The organism is Rhodovulum sp. 12E13, from assembly GCF_003340565.1.
Taxonomy (GTDB): Bacteria; Pseudomonadota; Alphaproteobacteria; order Rhodobacterales; family Rhodobacteraceae; genus HLUCCA09.
This window is the reverse complement of record NZ_QPLK01000011.1, coordinates 1-20,334: the sequence shown is the minus strand read 5'-3', so window position 1 is coordinate 20,334 and position 20,334 is coordinate 1. Positions and strand designations below refer to the sequence as shown.

The window sequence follows — 20,334 nt, the reverse complement described above, 5'->3', positions numbered from 1 at the left end:
TCCTCATGCAGCGGCCTGGGCGGCCCGCAGGCGGGCCGGGAAACTCTCGCGCAGGGCATGCTGCGCCTCGGTGACGGCGGCCCCGTGGCGGATCGCCTGCGGCAGGGGCCGGGCGATGCGGGCGGGGATGTCGGCCACCGCGAGCGGCGCGCCCAGCGCACGGCCCACGCTCGCGGCATAGTCATGGAACTTGAGCGCGGCATGGGCGTGCTGGCCCCACGGCTCGAGCCAGTCGCTCGGCACCCCGCAGGCATCGGCCACGACGAGGCCGTGCAGCGACGACGACAGCACATAGGCGCACGACGCGATGCGGCGCACCACATCGGCCGGCTCGCCCGCCGGGTCGATCACCTCGATGCGCGGCTCGGCCGCGGCAAGCGCTGTGAGCGCCGGGTCGCCCCGCTTGGTCAGATGAGGCACGATGCCCACCTTGTCGTCCCGCGCAGGCAGACCGCCCACCGCCTCGGCCGCGAGCAGCCCGGGGTCGCCGAAGCGCGTGTCGGCGCGTTCGAGAAGCGCAGCCGTCACCGGCCCGCGCAACAGCGCCACGTCGACCCGGTCGAGAAAACCGCGCTCGACCGGCCCCATGCAGCCCGTGCCCCAGACGACCGGCCGCGGCGCGCGCGGCGCGCGCGGCGCCTCGACGCCGGCGGCCACCATGCGCATCAGCGAGCCGCAGGCGAAGAGCTCGGCGGCGTCCTTCGGTGCCCATTTTACCGGCCGGCCCGAGACATGGCCGACGACGAGGGGCGAGAGCGCGTCGCCGAAATTGGCCTCGCGCCGATACCAGAACAGCCGGATCGCGGTCATTCGGCCTCTCCTGCCACAGGCCGGCCCCGGCGCAGCGCCGTCTGCGCGAAGAGGCTGCCGAGGAAGCCCGATGCGAAGGACACGGCGAGGAACGCACCGACCGAGAGCGTGTCGGTCACCGTGTCCACCGCAAGGGCGAAAACGAGACAGAACGCGCCCGTCAGGGCCGCCTGCGTGAGCATGCGCGCCATGAGCCCTCTCCCCCTGCCCTTCGACTCAGCCGACCGAGCCTTCGAGGCTGATGGCGACGAGTTGCTGCGCCTCCATGGCGAACTCCATGGGCAGGGCCTGCAGCACCTCTCGGGCGAACCCGTTGACGATCAGCGCCACGGCCTCTTCCTCGTCCATACCCCGCTGACGGCAGTAGAACATCTGGTCGTCGTCGACCTTCGAGGTCGTCGCCTCGTGCTCCACCCGGGACGAGTTGTTCTTCACCTCGATGTAGGGGACGGTGTGCGCCCCGCACTTGTCACCGATGAGCAGGCTGTCGCACTGGGTATAGTTGCGCCCGTGCGTGGCCTTGGGGTGCATCGAGACAAGGCCGCGATAGGTGTTCTGCGCCAGCCCAGCGCTGATCCCCTTCGAGACGATCCGGCTCTTCGTGTTCTTGCCGAGGTGCACCATCTTGGTGCCGGTATCGGCCTGCTGGTGGTTGTTGGTGATGGCGATCGAGTAGAACTCGCCCTGGCTGTCGTCGCCCCGCAGGATGCAGGAGGGGTATTTCCAGGTGATGGCCGAGCCCGTCTCGACCTGCGTCCACATCACCTTGGACCGGTCGCCGCGGCAATCGGCGCGCTTGGTGACGAAGTTGTAGATGCCACCCTTGCCGTCCTCGTCGCCGGGGAACCAGTTCTGCACGGTGGAATACTTCACCTCGGCATCCTCGAGCGCGACGATCTCGACGACGGCCGCGTGCAACTGGCTCTCGTCGCGCTGGGGCGCGGTGCAGCCCTCGAGGTAGGAGACGTAGGCCTCCTTGTCGCAGATGATGAGCGTCCGCTCGAACTGGCCGGTGTTTTCGGCGTTGATGCGGAAGTAGGTGCTCAGCTCCATCGGGCAGCGCACGCCGGGCGGCACGTAGACGAACGAACCGTCCGAGAAGACGGCGGAGTTGAGCGCGGCGAAGTAGTTGTCACCCTGCGGCACGACGCTGCCGAGGTATTTCTTCACCAGCTCGGGGTGCTCGCGGATCGCCTCGGAGATCGAGCAGAAGATGACCCCCGCCTCGGCGAGCTCCTTCTGGAACGTCGTGCCGACCGATACCGAATCGAACACGGCATCCACCGCCACCTTGCGCTCGCCCTCGCGCCCCTCGGCCGGCGACGCGCCTTCGGCGCCCTCGACGCCGGCGAGGATCATCTGCTCCTTCAGCGGGATGCCGAGCTTCGCGTAGGTCTCGAGGAGCTTGGGGTCGACATCGTCGAGCGACTTGGGCTTTTCCTTCATCGACGCCGGCTTGGCGTAGTAATACTGCTCCTGGTAGTCGATCGGCGTGATGTTCAGCATCGCCCAGTCGGGCTCGACCATCTCCAGCCAGCGGCGATAGGCGGCGAGGCGCCACTCGGTCATCCACTCGGGCTCCTCGTTGCGCTCCGAGATCAGGCGGACGATGTCCTCGTTCAGCCCCTTGGGGGCGAACTCCATCTCGATGTCCGTCTCCCAGCCGTACTTGTACTTGCCCATCGAGGCCACGGTCTCGACCGTCTCGCGGTCGACCTCTTCGCGCACCTTGAGGCCGCCGACGGTCTCTTCCGCCCCGGCTTCGGGGGCCGTCCTGTTGTCAAGTGCCGTCATCGCGCGTCTCCCTTGTCTCGTCCCTCGCGGCCCGGCGGGGCCGCCCTCGTCCTGACGGGCCGCGCCTCAGGCTGCGCGCGCCCTGAACTTCTCCAGCCGCGCCCGCCACGTTCCGGCGAAGCGCCGCACCTCGTCCTCCGTCACCCCGGGCCCGAGCGAGACCCGGATCGCGCCCCGCGCCACGTCGGGGGCGTATCCCATCGCCTCGAGCACGCCCGACGAGCGCGCCTTGCCCGAGGAACACGCCGACCCCGCCGAGATGGCAAATCCCGCGAGATCCATCTGCATCACCTGCGTCTCGCCTTTCCAGCCGGGCACGGCGAGACAGGTGGTGTTCGGCAGACGCGGCGCCGAGTCCCCGACCAAAATAATCTCCTTTTCGCAGACATCCAGACTTATTTCTAGAATATTTCTAAGTTCGGCCACCCGGTCCCAGACGCCCGCCGCGAGGTCGCGCGCCGCCGCCTCGGCCGCCGCGCCGAAGCCAGCGATACCCACGATGTTCTCGGTGCCCGAGCGTCGCCCCATCTCCTGCCCGCCGCCGCGGATCTGCGCCGGCAGGTCGGTGCCTCGCTTCAGCACCAGCGCACCCACGCCCTTGGGGCCCCCGATCTTGTGGGCCGAGACGAAACCGGCCTCAACCCCCGACCAGTCGAACGCGAAGGGAACCTTGCCGAACCCCTGCGTCAGGTCCGACACCGCCAGGCCCTCGGGCAGCTCCTGCACCACGCCCGTCTCGGAATTCGCGAGCTGCAGGGTCGCCCGCCCGGGTTCGGCCACGGCCACCCGCCCCTGCCCGTCGACCGCCAAGCTCGGCTCGGCCCATGCCTTGACCGCGTCGTGCTCCACGCCCGACCCGGCCAGCCCCCGACCGGCGAGCGCCAGCGCCGCCGCCTCGGTCGCGCCGGAGGTGAACACGATGTCGGCCGACAGCGCGCCCAGCGCCGCGGCCACCTGCGCGCGCGCCCGCTCGACGAGGGCCCGCGCCGCCCGCCCCTCGGCATGGACCGACGAGGGATTGCCGACCACGTCCATCGCCTCGGCCATGGCAACCCGCGCCTCGGGCCGAAGCGGCGCTGTCGCGTTCCAGTCGAGGTAGACCCTTTCGGCCAAGTTGCCCCTCCCGCGGGGCAGTGCGCGCCGCCCCTGTCTTCTTCTTGCTCCAAATATCCCCGCCGGAGGCTCCCGCAACCCGCAATGGGCGCGGCGGCGCGAGGGGCGCTCAGTCGTCGACCATCTCGAGGATCGTCGGCACCGCCGGGCACGGTGCGAGTGAATTGCCCACCACGTCGGACAGACGCGCCTGGTGGAGAAAGACGTAGACATGCGCCGACAGTCCCTCCCACAGGCGGTTGGTCAGCGACTGCGCCCGTGAGCCCGACAGCCCGCCCTTGGCGCCCGCCCCCGTATGCAGCGCACTCACGGTCTCGTCGACCGCCTCGAAGACTTCGCTCACCCGGATCTCGCTCGCCGGGCGGGCGAGACGATAGCCGCCGCCGGGCCCGCGCACGCTCTCGACGAGGCCGGCGCGGCGCAGACGCACGAAGAGCTGCTCGAGATACGGCAGAGAAATGTTCTGCCGCTTGCTGACCTCGGCCAGCGTCACGAGGCCCGGCTGCCCGTCCTCGGACGGCGCGAGCGCGAGATCGGCCAGCGCCACCATCGCGTAGCGCCCCTTGGTGCTGAGCTTCACCCGCTTCTCCCTTCGCCATCTCTTCCGCCGCGTCGCCCGCGGCCGGCCCGCCATCGACGCGCCATCGTCATACAGCCGCCATCGACCCGCGCGCCATCACCCCGCGCGCCATCGACCGGCCCGCCATCGACCGAACCGCTTGACACCTGTCGGGAACGCTCGCGCGCGCCGCGACCCGACCACATCGCGCCTGCGCCGCCCCGCTCAGCATTGACGCGGGACAGACGGACGCCTAGGTCGCATGGGCTCCGCAGAACCGCCGCGGGGCAACTTAGAACAGTTCTAGAACGCCCGGCCCACCGCGTCAACGACAAGGTCCGCCGCGGCGGCGCAAGACAGGACGCACGATGCCCGAGGTGATCTTTCCCGGTCCGGAGGGGCGGCTCGAGGGCCGCTACCACCCGCAGAAGGCGCCCGATGCGCCGATCGCCATCATTCTCCACCCGCATCCGCAATTCGGGGGGACGATGAACAACAAGGTGGTCTACAACCTCCACTACTGCTTTCACGACATGGGCTTCACCGTCCTGCGCTTCAATTTCCGCGGGGTGGGCCGCAGCCAGGGCGAGTACGACCAGGGCGTGGGCGAGCTGTCGGATGCCGCCTCGGCCCTCGACTACCTGCAATCGCTCAACCAGAACGCCAAGCACTGTTGGGTCGCGGGCTTTTCCTTCGGGGCGTGGATCGGCATGCAGCTGCTGATGCGGCGCCCCGAGATCACGGGCTTCGTCTCGGTCTCGCCGCCCGCCAACATGTACGACTTCTCGTTCCTCGCCCCCTGCCCCTCGTCGGGCCTCATCATCAATGGCGGGGCCGACCGGGTCGCGCCGCCGAAGGACACGCACGCGCTGGTCTCCAAGCTCCACGAGCAGAAGGGCATCACGATCACCCACGAGGAGGTCGCCGGCGCCGACCATTTCTTCAAGGAGCCGCACATGGGCACGATGCTGGAGACGGTCGAGGACTACGTGCGCAAGCGACTCACCGAGACGACGCGGTAACGTCATGGCCTTTCTCGACACAGTTGCCGAACGCATGGCCGTGGCCACCTTCGAGCGCGCCCAGGCGTCGGGCGACCCCGATCTGGTCGATGACGTCTCCAGGATGATCGGGCAGTCCTCGCCGACGCTGCAGGAAGCCTACAATACCTGCATCCGCTACCTGCGCGCCGAGGCCCGGGTGATGGAGTTCATCGACCAGCGCGTGGGCGTGGTCGACGACGGCGGGTAGCCGGAGGGCCGCGGCGCGGGTCGGCCCGCCTGTGCACAAATCCACAACACGGGGGACAGGCGGAGCCTGCCGGCACCGGGCGGCCCCGATCATCGGCCGAGGCAGCCCGATCCATCGTCGTGGCCGGCCGCGGCCCCACGCGGCACGGCCGCCCGTTCGGGGGAGACGGCCCGCGCGATAAAGACATCGCCGGGCGCGCGCGACCCGGCACCCGCGCGACGTGCCTCAGTCGAACTTGCCGGAGGGGGCGAGCACCGTGGCCTCGCCCTTGAGCACGGGCTTGCCGGCGACGAGGCAGCGGGTGTCGAGCCTCACCCGGCGCTTCGCGTGGTCGATCTCCATCACCTCGACCTCGGCGCGCACGAGATCGCCGGGGCGGACGGGCGCGAGGAACTTCAGCGACTGGCCGAGATAGACCGTGCCGTGACCCGGAAGCTGCTCGCCGATCACGGCCGAGATCAGGCCAGCCGTGAGCATGCCGTGGGCGATCCGGCCCTCGAAGATCGTGTCCTGCGCATAGGCGTCGTCGAGGTGGACCGGGTTCCGGTCGCTCGAGACCTGCGCGAACATCTCGATATCGGCGTCGGTCACCACCTTCTGGAGGTGGCGGGTCATGCCGATCTCGAGCTCTTCGATGACGATGGTGCCGCGGGGAAAATTGTCGAGCATGGTCACGTCCTCGGCTTTCATGGCCGCCTTCTAGACGATCGACGGCCATGCCGCAATGCGGAAAAGCAAGGATCGTGTCGAATAGAGCCGCGTTTCGTAATTTTGTTGCGGCGCACCCGCGTCAGCGCCGACCTCGGGCCGCGGTCGTCTGCGCCGGTCTCGCAGCCGGAAGGCGACCGGGGCGCAACCGGGTATGGCCCGGAGCCGGCTAGCTCTCGGCCGCAACCAGTTCGGCGCACGCGACCGGGACAGTCACGCGGGCCGGCACGCCTTCGAGCGACTGCACGCTGTCGGGGAGTTCGGCGCCGTCGGGCACGCCGTGGATGAAGACGACGCGCCGGTCCAGCGCGAGCGGCGTGCCGAACCTTGCCTCGACCATGTTGCGCAGCTGGGCGATCGGCACGGTCTGCGCATAGCTCAGGCGCCCGTCCCGGCCGGCCTCGGGATAGGTGTCGGCGTCGATCCGAAGGCTCACGGGGGCGTCGGTGAAGGGGATCATCGTCACGCCCGACGTGTCGCGGGTCTCGATCAGATCGACCACGCCATCGCCGTTGGCGTCGGCCGACATGTCGGGGCAGGTCGCGTCGTCCGGTTCCTGCGTGGCGAAACCGTGGACATGGGCGAGGTGCATCCCCGGCGCCGCCCCCTCGACGTTGAGGGTGATGACGAGATCGTCGCCCTGCGGCGCGAGCGAGACGGTGCCGGAGATCTCCGGCCCGAGATCGTTGAGCGGCGTGACGTCGCCGCTGACGGCGGTGATGTCGGCGGTCTGCGCCGCGGCAGCGAGCGGCAGCACCGAGGCGAGCAGCGTCGCGAAGAACGTGGCCGGGTGCATGGTGGCCTCCCTGGTCGTCCGGCTGCGCGGGATGCGCTCCGGTCGGGGAGCAAGCCGCAGGACGCCGAGGTGTTCCCCGGACGCGCGTTGCGCCCGGCGCGGCGGGCGAAGCGGTCCGCTCGTGCCGCAGTCGCGGGCCTAGCGCAGGTAGCCGATCGCGTAGGGGGCCGAAAGCTGGCGGTCGGCGAGCAGCCGCTCCACCTGCGCCGGGTCGGGCTGTCCGCCAGGGGCGGGGCCGGTCGCGGTTTCGTCGCGGGCGAGGCCGCCGGTCACGAAGAGCGCGTCGAGCCCCTCGCCCAGCGCACCGGCGATGTCGGTGTCGGGCCCGTCGCCGATGCACAGGATGCGCTCGGGCTCGGCCCCGGTCGCGTCGTGCAGGCGCCGGCGGGCGAGGTCGTAGATCGGCGGGTGCGGCTTGCCGAAGTAGAGGCTCTCGCCACCCATCTCGTCGTAGAGGCGGGCAATGGCGCCGGCGCACCATTCGCGGCTCTCGCCCCGGTCGACGACGATGTCGGGGTTGGCGCAGAGGAGCTTCCACCCCTTCGTCTTGGCGTAGAGGAGCTCGCCCTCGTGGGCGGCGGGGTCGGCATGGGGGTCGGCGGGCCCGGTGACGACGAGGCCCTCGGCCTCGGTCAGGGGCACGATCTCGATCTCCATCGGGTCGGAATCGATGGCCAGCGGGTGGAAGAAGCTGTGATCGCGCTCCTCGCCGATGAAGTGCACGCGTCGGCCCACCGCGCCGTGGTAGAGTGCGAGCCGCGCCGCGTCGCCGGACGTGGCGATGGCATCCCACGCGCCCTCGGGCACGCCGAGGCGCGCGATCTGCAGTTCGACCTCGGCGCGGGGCCGGGGGGCGTTGCTGACCAGCACGACATGGCCGCCGCCCGCGCGATAGCGCTCGAGCGCGGCGACGGCGGCGGGCCAGGCGCGCAGGCCGTCATGCACGCACCCCCAGAGATCGACGAAGGCGGCGTCGTAATCGGCGGCGATGGCGTCGAGGCTCTCGATCACGCGGGTCATGGGCGGCTCCGGCGGTTACGATGCGGAAAGAGCGGCTCGTCGCCGCTCTTGTTTCGTGCATGGCGCGTCACGGCGCACGGCGCGCCATGGTGGCCGCCGGATCAGACCTTGATGTTGGGGATGATCTGCTTCTTGCGGCTCATCACGCCGGGCAGCACCACCGTGTCGCCCGAGACGCTTTGGCCGAAGCTCGCCTCGGCGATCGCCTTCACCCGCTCGTTGGGAACGAGCAGCGTCGCCTCCTCGCGGATGATGTCGACGATGAAGAGCATCACCTGGTCGACCCCGTCCTCGGCCGCGACGTCCTGCATCGTGCGCATGAGGGAATCCTTTCGGCCGAGCGGGATCTCGGGCGCGGTCGTCTCGAGCACCGAGATTCGCAGCTTTGTGCCGTCGAAATCGCCCACCTTGCTGTCCATCCGGATCAGCTCGGCATCGGTAAAGGCCGAGACGTCGGACTTGGCGGCGAACATCTCGGCCGCGTAGTCGGGGATCGACACGCCGAGATCGGCGGCCAGCTTCTCGGCCAGCGCCTTGTCGGCGTCGGTCGTCGTGGGCGAGCGGAATTCCAGCGTGTCGGAAAGGATGCAGGAGAGCATCGCGCCCTTGATGCTCTCGGGCATGCGCTCGGCCTCGGCGCCCATCAGGTCGTGCAGGATGGTGGCGGTACAGGCCACGGCGCGCACCGTGACGTTGATCGGTCCCTTTGTCTGCAGGCCCCCGGTCAGCTTGTGGTGGTCGATGATCTCGAGGATGTCGGCCTGATTGACCGAGGGGGGCAGCTCGTCGGGATTGTTGGTATCGACGATGACCACGGGCGCCCCCTCGTCGACATCGGCAATGATCTGCGGCCTTGGCAGGTTCCAGCGGTCGAGCACGAAGGCGGCCTCGGTGTTGGGCTCGCCGAGCAGCCTCGCCTCGGCGGGGGTGCCGGCGACCTCGGAGAGATACCACGCCCAGATGATCGGGCTGCCGGTGGCGTCGGTGTCGGGGGCCTTGTGGCCGAAAACCTGGATGGTCATTGCATGCCTCGTCTGGTCGAACCGCCGGGGAGCGGCCTGGGTCGGGCGCCCGTATAGACCCGGGCCGGAGGGATGTCATGGGGGGTGCTGCGCCTGCACGGCCTCGGGTGCCACGGCAGGAGGCCGCGCCGTTACGGTCGGAGCGGCGAAGTCGGGCTTTTCCCGGCAGCGCCCGAGAACCCAGTCGTAGACGCAGGCCACCTGCTGCGCCTTCGCGGGCCAGGTGAAACGGTCGCGCACCAACACGCTTGCGGCGCGGGACAGGGGCGCGAGCGCCGCGGGCGCCGCGGCGAGGCGCTCGAGAGTGGCACGAAGGGTGGTTATGAGCGCGGGCCGCTCCGCCAGCGGCAGGGCGAAACCGGTCTCCGGCGTGACGAGCTCGCCCGGACCACCGTAATCGACCACGACCGGCACAACGCCGAGGGCCATCGCTTCGAGCACGACGCCGCCGCCGAACTCGCGGATCGAGGGAAAGACGAGGGCTTCCGCTCGCGACAGCACGCCCAGCGCGTCACGGTGGGGGACCTGACCGTGAAACGTGACAGCGCTCCCGACGCCCAGGGCTGCCGTCCGGGCCTGCAGATCGGCGCGCAGCGGCCCGTCTCCGACGATGTCGAGCACCGCGCGACCGTCGCGCAGCAAAGGCGCCGCCGCTTCGAGGGCCATGTCGGGCCCCTTGTAGGGCACCAGCCGGCCAATGAAGCACAGGCGCAGGGGCACGCCTCCCCCGCGCTGCGGCCCCGGCGGCGGAATGCGCGCGGGGTCGACCGCGTTTTCGGGCAGCCAGAGCGCACGGTCGCGCACGGCGTCGGGCAGCTCCGACAGGGTGTGACGAGATCCCACGAGGATCGCCGCCGTCGCGCGCAGGCTGGCGCGGCGACCCGGCAGCGCCCTGTAGGCGCCGCGCACGTATGACAGCCACTCCCGTTCGCGGCGCCGCTCGGCGTCGAAGCCGCGGGGCCACGGCACGCCGCCGTTGAGCGGGCCGAGCACGAAGGGCACGCCGGCCCGCGCCACCAGGGGCGCGATTGGGCTCCTCGCTGTCGGGCTGAGCGGCGTGACGCGGTGCACCACGTCGAAGTCACCGCGCTCGATGCCGACGCCGAACTTGCGCCAGACCAACCGCTCGAACCACGGATAGCCCAGCGAGGAGAGCGCCTGCTGGGTGGTCCAGCCGGCGTCGGTGCCGCCACGGAGCAGTTTACCCGCACGATAGAGTCCGCGCGCGACTGCCTCGCTGTCGATAGCGGTAAAGTCCTGCGTCTCGCTCCAGCCCGCCCGCAGCAGCGCGTCGCGATTGCGAATCTGGGTGACAACATGCACGTCGGCGACAGCGCGAAGGGCATTGGCGAGCGACCAGCCGACGAGGGGCACGCTCACCCATTCGGGATTGGCAGCCTCGGCGATGACAAGGACGCGGGGTCGGTCGCGCATGAGCTCTCCTCGTTTTGTGAAGGGCATAAGGCCAGTCGGCGCACTTGGCCACAGGCTCTGCGGTCCCTGAACGAAGCCGCCGGGTCGCCCCTCGGGTCGGCGATCAGGCCATTGACAGGGTGTCGCGGTTTTCCTATTTGCGCCGTCGTTAGCACTCGCCCGGTGTGAGTGCCAACACTCCGGACCCCGCCGGAAGGACCGCGAGGCCCCGGAAACGGGCTGACACCGGACCTGAGCATGAACCGCCGGGCGGCGCCGCCGTGACGGGCCACCGGCAGATCGAGACCCTGAGCCAAGGAGACTCAGACATGGCTTTCACCCCGCTTCATGACCGTGTGCTCGTCGAGCGCGTCGAGAGCGACGAGAAGACCAAGGGCGGCCTGATCATCCCCGACAGCGCCAAGGAAAAGCCGCAGGAAGGCATCGTGCGCGCCGTCGGCGCCGGCGCCCGCGACGAGGACGGCGACCGCATCGCGCTCGACGTCAAGGAGGGCGACCGCATCCTGTTCGGCAAGTGGTCGGGCACGGAAGTCACGATCGACGGTCAGGAACTGCTGATCATGAAGGAGAGCGACATCCTCGGCATCGTCACCGACGCCGCGGAATCCAAGGCCGCCTGAAGGGCGCCTGTCGCTGACATCTCCAGACCGCCGGTGCCGCCGGCGGGCGTGATCCCTTTTCCGAACCAACCCACTCAGGAGTAGCAAGCAATGGCTGCGAAAGACGTACGCTTCGAGACCGACGCCCGGAACAAGATGCTCAAGGGCGTCAACGTTCTCGCCGACGCCGTGAAGGTCACCCTCGGCCCCAAGGGCCGCAACGTGGTGATCGAGAAGTCGTTCGGCGCCCCCCGCATCACCAAGGACGGCGTGACGGTCGCCAAGGAAGTCGAGCTCGAGGACAAGTTCGAGAACATGGGCGCCCAGATGGTGAAGGAGGTCGCCTCCCGCACCAACGACGAGGCCGGCGACGGCACCACCACTGCCACCGTGCTCGCCCAGGCGATCATCAAGGAAGGCATGAAGTCGGTCGCCGCCGGCATGAACCCGATGGATCTCAAGCGCGGCATCGACCTGGCCGTCGACAAGTGCGTCGAGCACATCAAGTCGGTGGCGCGTGACGTCTCGGGCTCCGACGAGGTGGCCCAGGTCGGCACCATCTCGGCCAACGGCGAGGAAGAGATCGGCCGCCAGATCGCCGACGCGATGCAGAAGGTCGGCAACGAGGGTGTCATCACCGTCGAGGAGAACAAGGGCCTCGAGACCGAGACCGAGGTCGTCGAGGGCATGCAGTTCGATCGCGGCTACCTGTCGCCCTACTTCGTGACCAACGCCGACAAGATGGTCGCCGAGCTCGACGACTGCATGATCCTGCTGCACGAGAAGAAGCTCTCGTCGCTGCAGCCGATGGTGCCCCTGCTCGAGCAGGTGATCCAGAGCCAGAAGCCGCTGCTGATCATCGCCGAGGACGTCGAGGGCGAGGCGCTCGCCACGCTCGTCGTCAACAAGCTGCGCGGCGGCCTGAAGATCGCCGCCGTCAAGGCGCCGGGCTTCGGCGACCGCCGCAAGGCCATGCTGCAGGACATCGCGATCCTGACCGGCGGCCAGGTGATCTCGGAAGATCTCGGCATGAAGCTCGAGAACGTCACCATGGACATGCTCGGCTCGGCCAAGACGGTGAACATCACCAAGGACGAGACCACCATCGTCGACGGCCACGGCGAGAAGGCCGAGATCGAGGCCCGCGTCAACCAGATCCGCCAGCAGATCGAGGAGACCACCTCGGACTACGACCGCGAGAAGCTGCAGGAGCGTGTCGCCAAGCTCGCGGGCGGCGTCGCCGTCATCCGCGTGGGCGGCATGACCGAGGTCGAGGTGAAGGAGCGCAAGGACCGTGTCGACGACGCGCTGAACGCCACCCGTGCCGCGGTGCAGGAAGGCGTCGTGGTCGGCGGCGGCGTGGCCCTCGTGCAGGCCGTCAAGTCGCTCGACGGGCTGAGCGGCGCGAACTCCGACCAGGACGCCGGCATCGCCATCGTCCGCAAGGCGCTGGAGGCCCCGCTGCGGCAGATCGCCGAGAACGCGGGCGTCGACGGCTCGGTCGTGGCCGGCAAGATTCGCGAATCGAACGACGCGGCCTTCGGCTTCAACGCGCAGACCGAAGAGTACGGCGACATGTTCAAGTACGGCGTGATCGACCCCGCCAAGGTGGTGCGCACCGCGCTCGAGGATGCCGCGTCGGTGGCCTCGCTGCTGATCACCACCGAGGCGATGATCGCCGACAAGCCCGAGGAGAAGGGCGCGGGCGGCGCGGGTGCCGGCATGCCCGACATGGGCGGCATGATGTAAGACGGCTCGGTTCGGAGCCGTTGGAAAGGGGCCCCTCGGGGCCCCTTTCTCGTTTCGCGGCACGGTCGCCGCGGCGGCAGCGCGGCAAGCATGTCCCCACGATGCCCTGTCGCGTTAAGGGATCGTTAGCGGTTTGAGCGCACCCTGCGGCGATAAAGTGCTCACCTCTTCATGAGATCTTGCCCGGCCTGCCCGATGATCCTCTACTCCCTTCTCGACAGGGCTCTGCCACGCTCCTTTCTTGCCAAGGTGCTGGCCGTGGTCGTGCTGCTCGGTCAGGGGCCGATGCTGGCCGTGGTCGCGCTCTACGGGGCCGGCCTGCTGTCGGCGCCGCTCGCCACGCCCGCGGTCGCAGCCGCCTTCGGGGTCGGCCTGTTCGGGACGGCGCTCGGCCTGGCGGCCATCCTCCGGCCGGTGGCCCGGCTCGAGGCGACGCTCGCCGCCTTCGAGCGGGGCGAGGCGCCGCGCCTCAGCCTGCCAGAGACGCACGGAGACGAGGTCGGCCGCCTGATGGCCCGCGCGGCCACCCTCATCCGGACGACCGAGCGGCGGATCGACGCCGCGGAGCGGCAGGCCGATCGCGATCCGCTGACCGGGCTGCTCAACCGCCGCGGTTTCGAGCGGGCCCTCGCCGCCCGTCGCGGGATGCGCGAGCGCGGCGCCCTGCTGATGCTCGACCTCGACCACTTCAAGGCGGTGAACGACACGCACGGACACGACGAGGGCGACCGCGTGCTGCGCGAGGCCGCCTCCCTGCTCTGCGAGCACATGCGCCGCCCCGACCTCGCCGCGCGCTTCGGTGGCGAAGAGTTTGTCGTGTATCTCTCCGGCATAGGCCGAGAGCCGGCCCTTCAGGTGGCCGAACGCATGCGCATGGCCGTGGAAGACAGGATCGCCGTCGCCGGCCGCCCTCAGACCGCCTCGTTCGGTGTGGCGCAATGGCCGGTCGCCGTGCCGTTCTCCGAGGTGCTCAAACGCGCCGACGCGGCGGTCTACGAGGCCAAGTCGCAGGGGCGGAACTGCGTGCGGTTCGCACATGTCGCCGCGGCCCGGGACAGGGTCACGCCCGCGCGGGTCACACTTCCCGGCGCCGGGCCGTCCACGGCCGAGCGCGCCACCGAAGACGGCTCGACCGATCCCGAAGCGGCGCCCCGGTGGCGACCCGGCCAGACCCGCGGCATCGGCGAGGCGCCGGACACCGCGCGCGAAGACGCCCCGGCGGCATCCCCACAAGGGGGCGACGCGGCCGGCCGCGACAGGATGATGCGCGGCGCCGCCTGAGGGGACCCCGCCCCGAAGATGACCGTGCGGGCGCGCCGACGTTCAAGCTCCTTTCCGGAAGGGGGCTTGCGCTGGCTGGCATGGGCGACCTGCCGCCTGCCTGCGCCCCACGCAAACCGGGTCTCGTCGGACGGGGGGTGGCATTCCGCCGAGCGCCCCGACACGCATCTCCGTCGCATGCCCCCGGGAATACCGTTGCACGGTGTGCCGCCGCCCCCCGGGTGATGCGTCGTCCGCGCGCTGCCCTGCATGACAGCCTCCCCCGGGCGGAGACGTTCCTGCAGAGCGGGCCTGCCCCGTGTGCTCCGTGCAGCAGATCGGGGCAGGTCCTGCCCGGCCCCTGCCCGGCCCCTGCCCGGCCTTTGCCCGGCCGGTCCGCTGCATGGCGCACGCCTTGACACGAGGCCACCGATCATGCCCGTGGAAACGGGAGGCATGGGGCGGATCTCACCCCGGTCGCTCGCGGGGCCGGTCCCGGTGAAGGCACGTCCGCGGGGCCCGGCCTGCTGCCTGTCACGGTTGATTGAACATTCACCGCTTTGGCGGACATATTATCGCCCAACTGACCCCCTATCGCCGCCGGAAGGCCAGCCGGGGTGCGGGCGGAGCGCCGATGATCGAACTCGACAACGTCAGCAAGTCGTTCTGGACCGGGGCGCAGCGCAAGGTGATCCTCGACCGGGCCAGCCTGCGGATCGAGCTCGGCAATTCGCTGGGCATCCTCGCGCCCAACGGCACTGGCAAGACGACGCTCATCAACATGATCGCGGGGCTGGAAAAGCCGGACGAGGGCGAGATCCGGCGCGCGTGCCGCGTGTCGTTTCCACTTGGCTTCATGGGCGGTGTCGTGCACCGGCATTCGGGCACCGAGAACGCGCGTTACATCGCCCGCCTCTACGGGCTCGATCCCGATTACGTAGAGGCGTTCGCCCGCTGGCTCACCGACATCGACGAGTATTTCGACATGCCGGTCGGCACCTACAGCCAGGGCATGCGCTCGCGCTTCTGCTTCGCGCTGATGCTGGCGCTCGATTTCGACGTGTATCTCATAGACGAGGGGATGCCGCACACCACCGACGTCGAATTCAACCGCAAGGCGGGCGCAGTTCTGCGCGAGCGTCTGAAGGACACGACGGTGGTCATCGTCTCGCATCAGGCGCAGACGCTGGAGAAGTTCGCGCGCTCGGCCGCGGTGATGAAGGGCGGCAGGATCCACCAGTTCGACACCCTCGAGGAGGCGAAGGCGCTTTATGACTACGAAGCCCAGGGTTAACAGGTATCGCCTCCGCCCCGACGCGCCACTGGTCGAGGGGGTCGACCCGGTCGCGGTGCGCCGCGCCGCGCTCGCGGAGGTGGACGCGGGAGAGGCGCGCGCCACCGGCACCGGCGGGCCGGGCACGGCGCAGGCCGCGACGGGGGGGGCGCATGGCGAGGTCTCCTCGGCGGCGGAGGTCGAATCCGAGACCGAAATCGCCCGCATCCGCCGCGAGGGGCTGACGGGGCGGCAGCTCCGCATGGCCCGCCGCGTCGCCCAGCGGCATGGCCTCGCGCCCACCTCCGACTTCGACGCGGTGCGCCTTCTGCGCGCACGGGGGATCGACCCGTTCAGCCGTGCCAACATGCTCTCGATCATGCGGCCCAAGGGCGGCGAAAAGGACGGTGCCGCCGGCCTGCCGAGCCCCGTCGCCCGGGCCCCTGCCCCCGCCGTCCAGCCGGCCATGCCGGGGGTGAAGCTCCCCGAGGAGCGGGCGGGCGAGATCTGGCAGATCCAGCGCGACATCGCCCGCCGGCGCCGCCGACGCATGCAATTGCTCGCGGCGCGGCTCGCGGCCTTCGTCCTGCTGCCGACCCTGATCGTCGGCTGGTATTACGCGGTCGTCGCGACACCGATGTACGCCACCCATTCCGAATTCGTCATCCAGCAGGCCGACAGTCCCGCGGGCGGGGGCCTCGGCGGGCTGTTCCAGGGCACCGGCCTCGCCGTCCAGCAGGACAGCACGACGGTGCAATCCTACCTGCAATCGCGCGACGCCATGCTGCGCCTCGACCGCGACCAGGGCTTCCGCGACCATTTCAGCCAGGACTGGATCGACCCGCTGCAGCGCCTCGATGCCGACGCCAGCAACGAGGACGCCTACGACCTGTACGCACGCAACGTGCAGGTCGCCTTCGACCCGACCGAGGGCATCCTCAAGATGGAGGTGATCGCCGCCGCGCCCGAGGCGAGCCAGCGCTTTTCGGCGGCACTGATCGGCTACGCGGAAGAGCAGGTCGACAACCTCACCCAGCGTCTGCGCGAAGACCAGATGTCGGGCGCCGAGGAGGCGTTCGCGGCGGCCGAGGCCCGCGTGGTCGAGGCGCAGGCCCGCGTGCTCGACCTGCAGGAGCGGCTCGGCGTGCTCGACCCCGCCTCCGAGACGGGCTCTCTGATGCAGCAGATCACCCAGTTCGAGATCGAGCTCCGCCAGAAGGAGCTCGAGCGCGCCCAGCTTCTCGCCAACGAGCGGCCCAATCAGGCGCGCCTCGCGGGTGTCGAGGGCGAGATCGAGCGGCTGCAGGCTCTGGTCGGCGAGTTGCGTGCCTCGATGACCGAGAGCGGCGGCGGCGAGGCCTCGCTCGCCCGCGTGTCGGGCGAGCTGCGCATCGCCGAGGCAGATCTGGCGACGCGGCAATTGCTGCTCCAGCAGGCCGCCCAGCAGCTCGAGACTGCCCGCCTCGAGGCGAACCGGCAGGTGCGCTACATGGCGGTGGGCGTCTCGCCCGTGGCGCCCGACGAGCCGACCTATCCCCGCGCCTTCGAGAACACGCTGCTCGCCTTCTTGATCTTCTCCGGCATCTACCTGATGCTTTCGCTCACGGCGTCGGTGCTGCGCGAGCAGGTCTCGGCCTGATCGTCGGGCGACGCCGGTCCTCGGCGCGACGCCGGCCTACGCTGCGACCGCGGGAGAATTCCGATGCGCGATGTGACCGTGGGCGACGTGGTGTTCGGCAACGACCGGCCGCTGGTGGTGATCGCCGGCCCGTGCCAGCTCGAAGGTCTCGACCAGGCGGTCGAGATCGCGCAGACGATGGCGGCGGCCTGTGCCGAGGCCGGTCTCGGCTATGTGTTCAAGGCGAGCTACGACAAGGCCAACCGCACGTCGCTGTCGGGCCGCCGCGGCGTCGGCATGGGTCCGGGGCTCGAGATGCTGGCGGACGTGCGGAGGATCGTCGGCTGCCCTGTCCTGACCGACGTGCATGCGCCCGATCAGTGCCGGATCGCCGCCGACGCCGTTGACATCCTGCAGATCCCCGCCTTTCTCTGCCGGCAGACAGACCTGCTTGTCGCCGCAGGCGAGACGGGCGCGGCGGTGAACGTCAAGAAGGGCCAGTTCCTCGCCCCGTGGGACATGGCCAACGTCGCCGAGAAGGTGGCGAGCACCGGCAACGCGCGCATCCTGCTCACGGAGCGGGGCGTGAGCTTCGGCTACAACGCGCTCGTGGCGGACATGCGGTCGCTGCCCATCATGGCCCGCACGGCCTGGCCCGTGGTGATGGACGCCACCCATGCCGTGCAGCAACCCGGGGGCCTCGGGGGCGCGTCCGGCGGGCAGCGCGAGTTCGCGCCGGTGCTCGCCCGCGCCGCCGTCTCGCTCGGGATCGCCTCGGTCTTCATCGAGACACATCCCGAGCCCGACGCCGCGCCATCGGACGGACCCAACATGGTGCCGCTCTCCGAAATGCCCGCCCTCGTCGCCGGCCTCGCCGCCTTCGATCGCCTCGCCAAGGTCGATCCAGCCCGCGTCTGACCGGCGCAATTTTCCACCCCCGCCCCTTGCAGACCCAGCCCGCGGGCGGTAAATCGCCCCCCACTGCTGGGGTGTAGCCAAGTGGTAAGGCAGCGGTTTTTGGTACCGTGTACCGTAGGTTCGAATCCTACCACCCCAGCCATGACGCAGAAAAAAGTCATCTCTTCCAATGGGATAGCCCTTGATCAAGGGGCGATCCTCCCGTCGGCACGCGGTCGTGCATCACAAACTGTGTCACATCGCCGGTCGAGCCGGCGGACACCGAGCAGGACGTGGGGCCTCCACCTCGTCCGCAGAAACCGCATCTTCTATTTCCGCCGCCGCTGGCCCCGACCTCTGCGTGACCTTGGGGCACCCGTGTTTCTGGTCGTCTCCCTGCGAACCGACCTTCCCGAAGAGGCGCTGCGCCGGTCCGTGATCCTGCGCGACGCCCTTTCGGAAAGGGAACGACAGCTCATGCAGGCACACGCGGACGGCTCGGTCTCCGAGGCGCAGGTCAGCACCATGCTCGCGGAGATGGTGCGGGCGACGATCGCGCAGATCGTCGAGCAGCAGGAACAGGCGCCCCCCGACGAGGGCGGCGCGGCGCTCGCGGAGATCGCCGCGCGCCGCGAAGCGGTCACCGGCGCCCTCCGGGCCCGGAACTGGCCGGAGGCGCGCACCGTCGCCCGCGACGCGGCGCAGACCTGCGCGGTGCCGGAGGAGGCGCTGGCCGACCCCGGCGTCGCGCGGCAGATCCTGCTGACCATGCGCCGCCTGCTCGACATCGCCGAGGTCGCCGAGCGGGATTTCGAGGACCCGCTGCGCGAAGGGCGCGACCTTCTGCAGGAATTCGGGCTGCCGGCGCGCCGCGATGCGCTGAGGCCGCCCATGACGCTGTCCGCGGCGACCGAGAAGGCCGCGGCATCCACATCGAAGGAGGTCGCCAAGAAGATTAGAACGTTGGGCCGGCTGGCGGTGGAGCGCTTCGGCGACGTGCCGGTCGCCTCCCTGTCCTTCGACGAGGTCGTCGGGTTTCTCGAGTTCATCTGGTGGCTGCCCAAGCACTGGGGCCGGGCGCACGGGAAGAACCGGTTCAACTCCGAGGGACGGGACCTCACGGCGGCCGACTATCGGGCGAAGGCGGACGCGCACGACGCGGCCCTCGTCGAGGAGGTCTTCGGCGATCCGGGCATGTCGTACATCGAACGGCGGCGCACCCTTTAGTCCGTGCTGGTGCCTCTGGGCTGTCGTGTCCGACGGTGAGCCATCGCGTCGCCATGCGTTCGAGACCGATGGCGAACGGCCATGGCGGCGCCGACCCGCCGATCGTGCTGTTCCATTATGCCTCCGGCCGGGGGAAGCAGCACCCGCTGAAGTTCCTCGCCGGATACCGCGGCCGGTTCCTGCAATGCGATGCCTACCAGTCCTACAACGCGCTGGCCGGCGTGAACCCCGTCGACTACCTCGCCGACACCCTCCGCGCCATCCTCGACGGACACCCCAAGTCCCGCATCGAGGACCTCATGCCCTGGCGCTACGCCCAGCCGTCAAGCCTCGCCGCATAGGGCCGCCCCGTCGCGCTTACCCGGCAGGACATCCTTGCTACCGAACGGTCGCATGGCAGCTCCGAACCCGGCTCGTTCGTCGGAGGCCGGGCACCGCTCTCAGCGCGCCGGCGCGAGAGTCAGGACATGCACCCCGCCGTGGTCAGGGCGGATCTCGTCCACCTGCATTGGAAGGTAGCAGCCGTCGCGCCACAGCATGTTCTGATCGCGGTAGTGCGGCGAGAGCGGGTGGCCGGACTGGCCCGTGGCGAGAAGGAAACGCGAGGAGTCCGGCGCGGCCATGTCGTAGAGGCCGCGATAGCCCGAGGCGTGGACGTTGTCGAACGGGCGCACCGGGCCGCCGCGGGTCAGGCCGCGCAGGAGCGTATCGTCGCCGCCGGGCGAGGGATGGCGGATGTTGACGATCCGCCCGATGATCGGCAGGGCGCCGAGCGCCGGATGGTCGTGCATCGCCATGTGGGCCGGCCGGTTGACGACAGGCCCCAGATGGAACCCGGCGACGCCGACCCAGTCGGCCAGGGTACTGCGATGGATGTCGATCCCTGACCGGGCGAAGATCTGGCTCTGGCGATGCAATGGGAGATGGTCGGCATACTTGCCGACCAGCACATGGGCGATGGCGCCTTCGGTGGGCAGGCTCCGCTTACAGTGCTCAACGGCTACACCGCGCTCGGCATACCTGTCACAGAGCCCGTGGGATAAGTCCGTCTAGGGAAAGGGGAGCTCCGGGCCTCACGCCCTTTGCGCAACATGTATAACCGCCCCATGCGCAAGAGGGATTTTGCGGAGCTGGTTTTGGCGCATCGTCGGGTGCTGACATGTATCCGGCCTCGTGATGCGGCCTTGCCTGCCGCGGGCCCGTA

Annotated in this window: 21 protein-coding genes, 1 tRNA gene and 1 pseudogene; 11 read left to right on the top strand and 12 right to left on the bottom strand. The window is 69.8% G+C overall.

Annotation, left to right across the window (positions count from 1 at the left end; genetic code table 11):
- Positions 1-3: 3 nt before the first annotated feature.
- The 5 genes from DLJ49_RS11250 to DLJ49_RS11230 all read right to left on the bottom strand — a co-directional run bounded on the left by DLJ49_RS11250 (position 4) and on the right by DLJ49_RS11230 (position 4,297).
- Positions 4-810: a polysaccharide pyruvyl transferase family protein gene (locus DLJ49_RS11250; RefSeq protein ID WP_115393650.1), complete on the bottom strand. Its 807-nt coding sequence runs from the start codon at positions 808-810 to the stop codon at positions 4-6.
- Complete coding sequence (locus tag DLJ49_RS11245) at positions 807-1,001, bottom strand: hypothetical protein (protein WP_115393649.1); 195 nt, start codon at positions 999-1,001, stop codon at positions 807-809. Before DLJ49_RS11245 ends, DLJ49_RS11250 begins: the two co-directional genes overlap by 4 nt.
- Positions 1,002-1,026: 25 nt before the next feature.
- Positions 1,027-2,604, bottom strand: a complete 1,578-nt coding sequence (gene sufB / locus DLJ49_RS11240) for a Fe-S cluster assembly protein SufB (RefSeq protein ID WP_115393648.1) — start codon at positions 2,602-2,604, stop codon at positions 1,027-1,029.
- A gap of 66 nt (positions 2,605-2,670) precedes the next feature.
- The gene (locus tag DLJ49_RS11235; protein WP_199533355.1) at positions 2,671-3,717 is read right to left on the bottom strand and encodes a cysteine desulfurase family protein; all 1,047 of its coding nucleotides are present in this window, start codon (positions 3,715-3,717) and stop codon (positions 2,671-2,673) included.
- A gap of 109 nt (positions 3,718-3,826) precedes the next feature.
- Positions 3,827-4,297 (bottom strand): Fe-S cluster assembly transcriptional regulator IscR, encoded by a 471-nt coding sequence (locus DLJ49_RS11230; protein ID WP_115393646.1) that lies wholly within the window; start codon positions 4,295-4,297, stop codon positions 3,827-3,829.
- Positions 4,298-4,644: 347 nt separating this feature from the next.
- Between DLJ49_RS11230 and DLJ49_RS11225 the strand changes: the two genes are divergently transcribed.
- The gene (locus tag DLJ49_RS11225) at positions 4,645-5,298 is read left to right on the top strand and encodes an alpha/beta hydrolase (RefSeq protein ID WP_115393645.1); all 654 of its coding nucleotides are present in this window, start codon (positions 4,645-4,647) and stop codon (positions 5,296-5,298) included.
- Between the two features lie 4 nt (positions 5,299-5,302).
- The gene (locus tag DLJ49_RS11220) at positions 5,303-5,527 is read left to right on the top strand and encodes a hypothetical protein (RefSeq protein WP_115393644.1); all 225 of its coding nucleotides are present in this window, start codon (positions 5,303-5,305) and stop codon (positions 5,525-5,527) included.
- A 225-nt stretch (positions 5,528-5,752) separates the two neighbouring features.
- Here DLJ49_RS11220 and DLJ49_RS11215 read toward each other — a convergent pair whose 3' ends face one another.
- From DLJ49_RS11215 to DLJ49_RS11195, 5 genes are all read right to left on the bottom strand, one after another.
- On the bottom strand, positions 5,753-6,196 hold the full coding sequence (locus DLJ49_RS11215) for a MaoC family dehydratase (RefSeq protein WP_115393743.1): 444 nt from the start codon (positions 6,194-6,196) through the stop codon (positions 5,753-5,755).
- Between the two features lie 208 nt (positions 6,197-6,404).
- Positions 6,405-7,031, bottom strand: a complete 627-nt coding sequence (locus tag DLJ49_RS11210; RefSeq protein WP_115393643.1) for a hypothetical protein — start codon at positions 7,029-7,031, stop codon at positions 6,405-6,407.
- Between the two features lie 138 nt (positions 7,032-7,169).
- On the bottom strand, positions 7,170-8,051 hold the full coding sequence (locus DLJ49_RS11205; RefSeq protein WP_115393642.1) for a TIGR01459 family HAD-type hydrolase: 882 nt from the start codon (positions 8,049-8,051) through the stop codon (positions 7,170-7,172).
- 101 nt (positions 8,052-8,152) lie between these two features.
- A complete protein-coding gene (locus DLJ49_RS11200; protein ID WP_115393641.1) occupies positions 8,153-9,073 on the bottom strand; it encodes a manganese-dependent inorganic pyrophosphatase in 921 nt (306 codons plus the stop codon).
- 75 nt (positions 9,074-9,148) lie between these two features.
- Positions 9,149-10,507 (bottom strand): glycosyltransferase family 4 protein, encoded by a 1,359-nt coding sequence (locus tag DLJ49_RS11195; protein ID WP_115393640.1) that lies wholly within the window; start codon positions 10,505-10,507, stop codon positions 9,149-9,151.
- Positions 10,508-10,815: 308 nt separating this feature from the next.
- On the opposite strand from DLJ49_RS11195, the gene DLJ49_RS11190 reads away from it, so the two are divergent.
- From DLJ49_RS11190 to DLJ49_RS22870, 9 genes are all read left to right on the top strand, one after another.
- The gene (locus tag DLJ49_RS11190; protein ID WP_115393639.1) at positions 10,816-11,127 is read left to right on the top strand and encodes a co-chaperone GroES; all 312 of its coding nucleotides are present in this window, start codon (positions 10,816-10,818) and stop codon (positions 11,125-11,127) included.
- A 90-nt stretch (positions 11,128-11,217) separates the two neighbouring features.
- Positions 11,218-12,855, top strand: a complete 1,638-nt coding sequence (gene groL, locus DLJ49_RS11185; protein WP_115393638.1) for a chaperonin GroEL — start codon at positions 11,218-11,220, stop codon at positions 12,853-12,855.
- Positions 12,856-13,050: 195 nt separating this feature from the next.
- Positions 13,051-14,136: a GGDEF domain-containing protein gene (locus DLJ49_RS11180; protein WP_158547451.1), complete on the top strand. Its 1,086-nt coding sequence runs from the start codon at positions 13,051-13,053 to the stop codon at positions 14,134-14,136.
- Between the two features lie 613 nt (positions 14,137-14,749).
- A complete protein-coding gene (locus DLJ49_RS11175) occupies positions 14,750-15,409 on the top strand; it encodes an ABC transporter ATP-binding protein (protein ID WP_115393636.1) in 660 nt (219 codons plus the stop codon).
- Positions 15,387-17,027 (top strand): KpsE/RkpR family capsule polysaccharide export protein, encoded by a 1,641-nt coding sequence (locus tag DLJ49_RS11170; RefSeq protein WP_115393635.1) that lies wholly within the window; start codon positions 15,387-15,389, stop codon positions 17,025-17,027. The genes DLJ49_RS11175 and DLJ49_RS11170 overlap by 23 nt, the downstream gene beginning before the upstream one ends.
- A 63-nt stretch (positions 17,028-17,090) precedes the next feature.
- The gene (gene kdsA / locus DLJ49_RS11165) at positions 17,091-17,924 is read left to right on the top strand and encodes a 3-deoxy-8-phosphooctulonate synthase (protein ID WP_115393634.1); all 834 of its coding nucleotides are present in this window, start codon (positions 17,091-17,093) and stop codon (positions 17,922-17,924) included.
- A 67-nt stretch (positions 17,925-17,991) separates the two neighbouring features.
- A tRNA-Gln gene (locus DLJ49_RS11160) sits at positions 17,992-18,066 on the top strand.
- The gene (locus DLJ49_RS11155; protein WP_147277300.1) at positions 18,066-19,130 is read left to right on the top strand and encodes a DUF6538 domain-containing protein; all 1,065 of its coding nucleotides are present in this window, start codon (positions 18,066-18,068) and stop codon (positions 19,128-19,130) included. Before DLJ49_RS11160 ends, DLJ49_RS11155 begins: the two co-directional genes overlap by 1 nt.
- Positions 19,131-19,198: 68 nt before the next feature.
- Positions 19,199-19,471, top strand: coding sequence for an IS66 family transposase (locus DLJ49_RS22870; protein ID WP_199533354.1), 273 nt, complete (start codon positions 19,199-19,201; stop codon positions 19,469-19,471).
- 99 nt (positions 19,472-19,570) lie between these two features.
- On the opposite strand, the gene DLJ49_RS11145 is transcribed toward DLJ49_RS22870, so the two are convergent.
- Together DLJ49_RS11145 and DLJ49_RS11140 are read right to left on the bottom strand one after the other, a co-directional pair.
- Positions 19,571-19,921, bottom strand: a complete 351-nt coding sequence (locus tag DLJ49_RS11145; RefSeq protein WP_233488968.1) for a penicillin acylase family protein — start codon at positions 19,919-19,921, stop codon at positions 19,571-19,573.
- Between the two features lie 18 nt (positions 19,922-19,939).
- A pseudogene (locus tag DLJ49_RS11140) lies at positions 19,940-20,107 on the bottom strand (transposase); the annotation flags it as partial.
- Positions 20,108-20,334 lie beyond the last annotated feature (227 nt).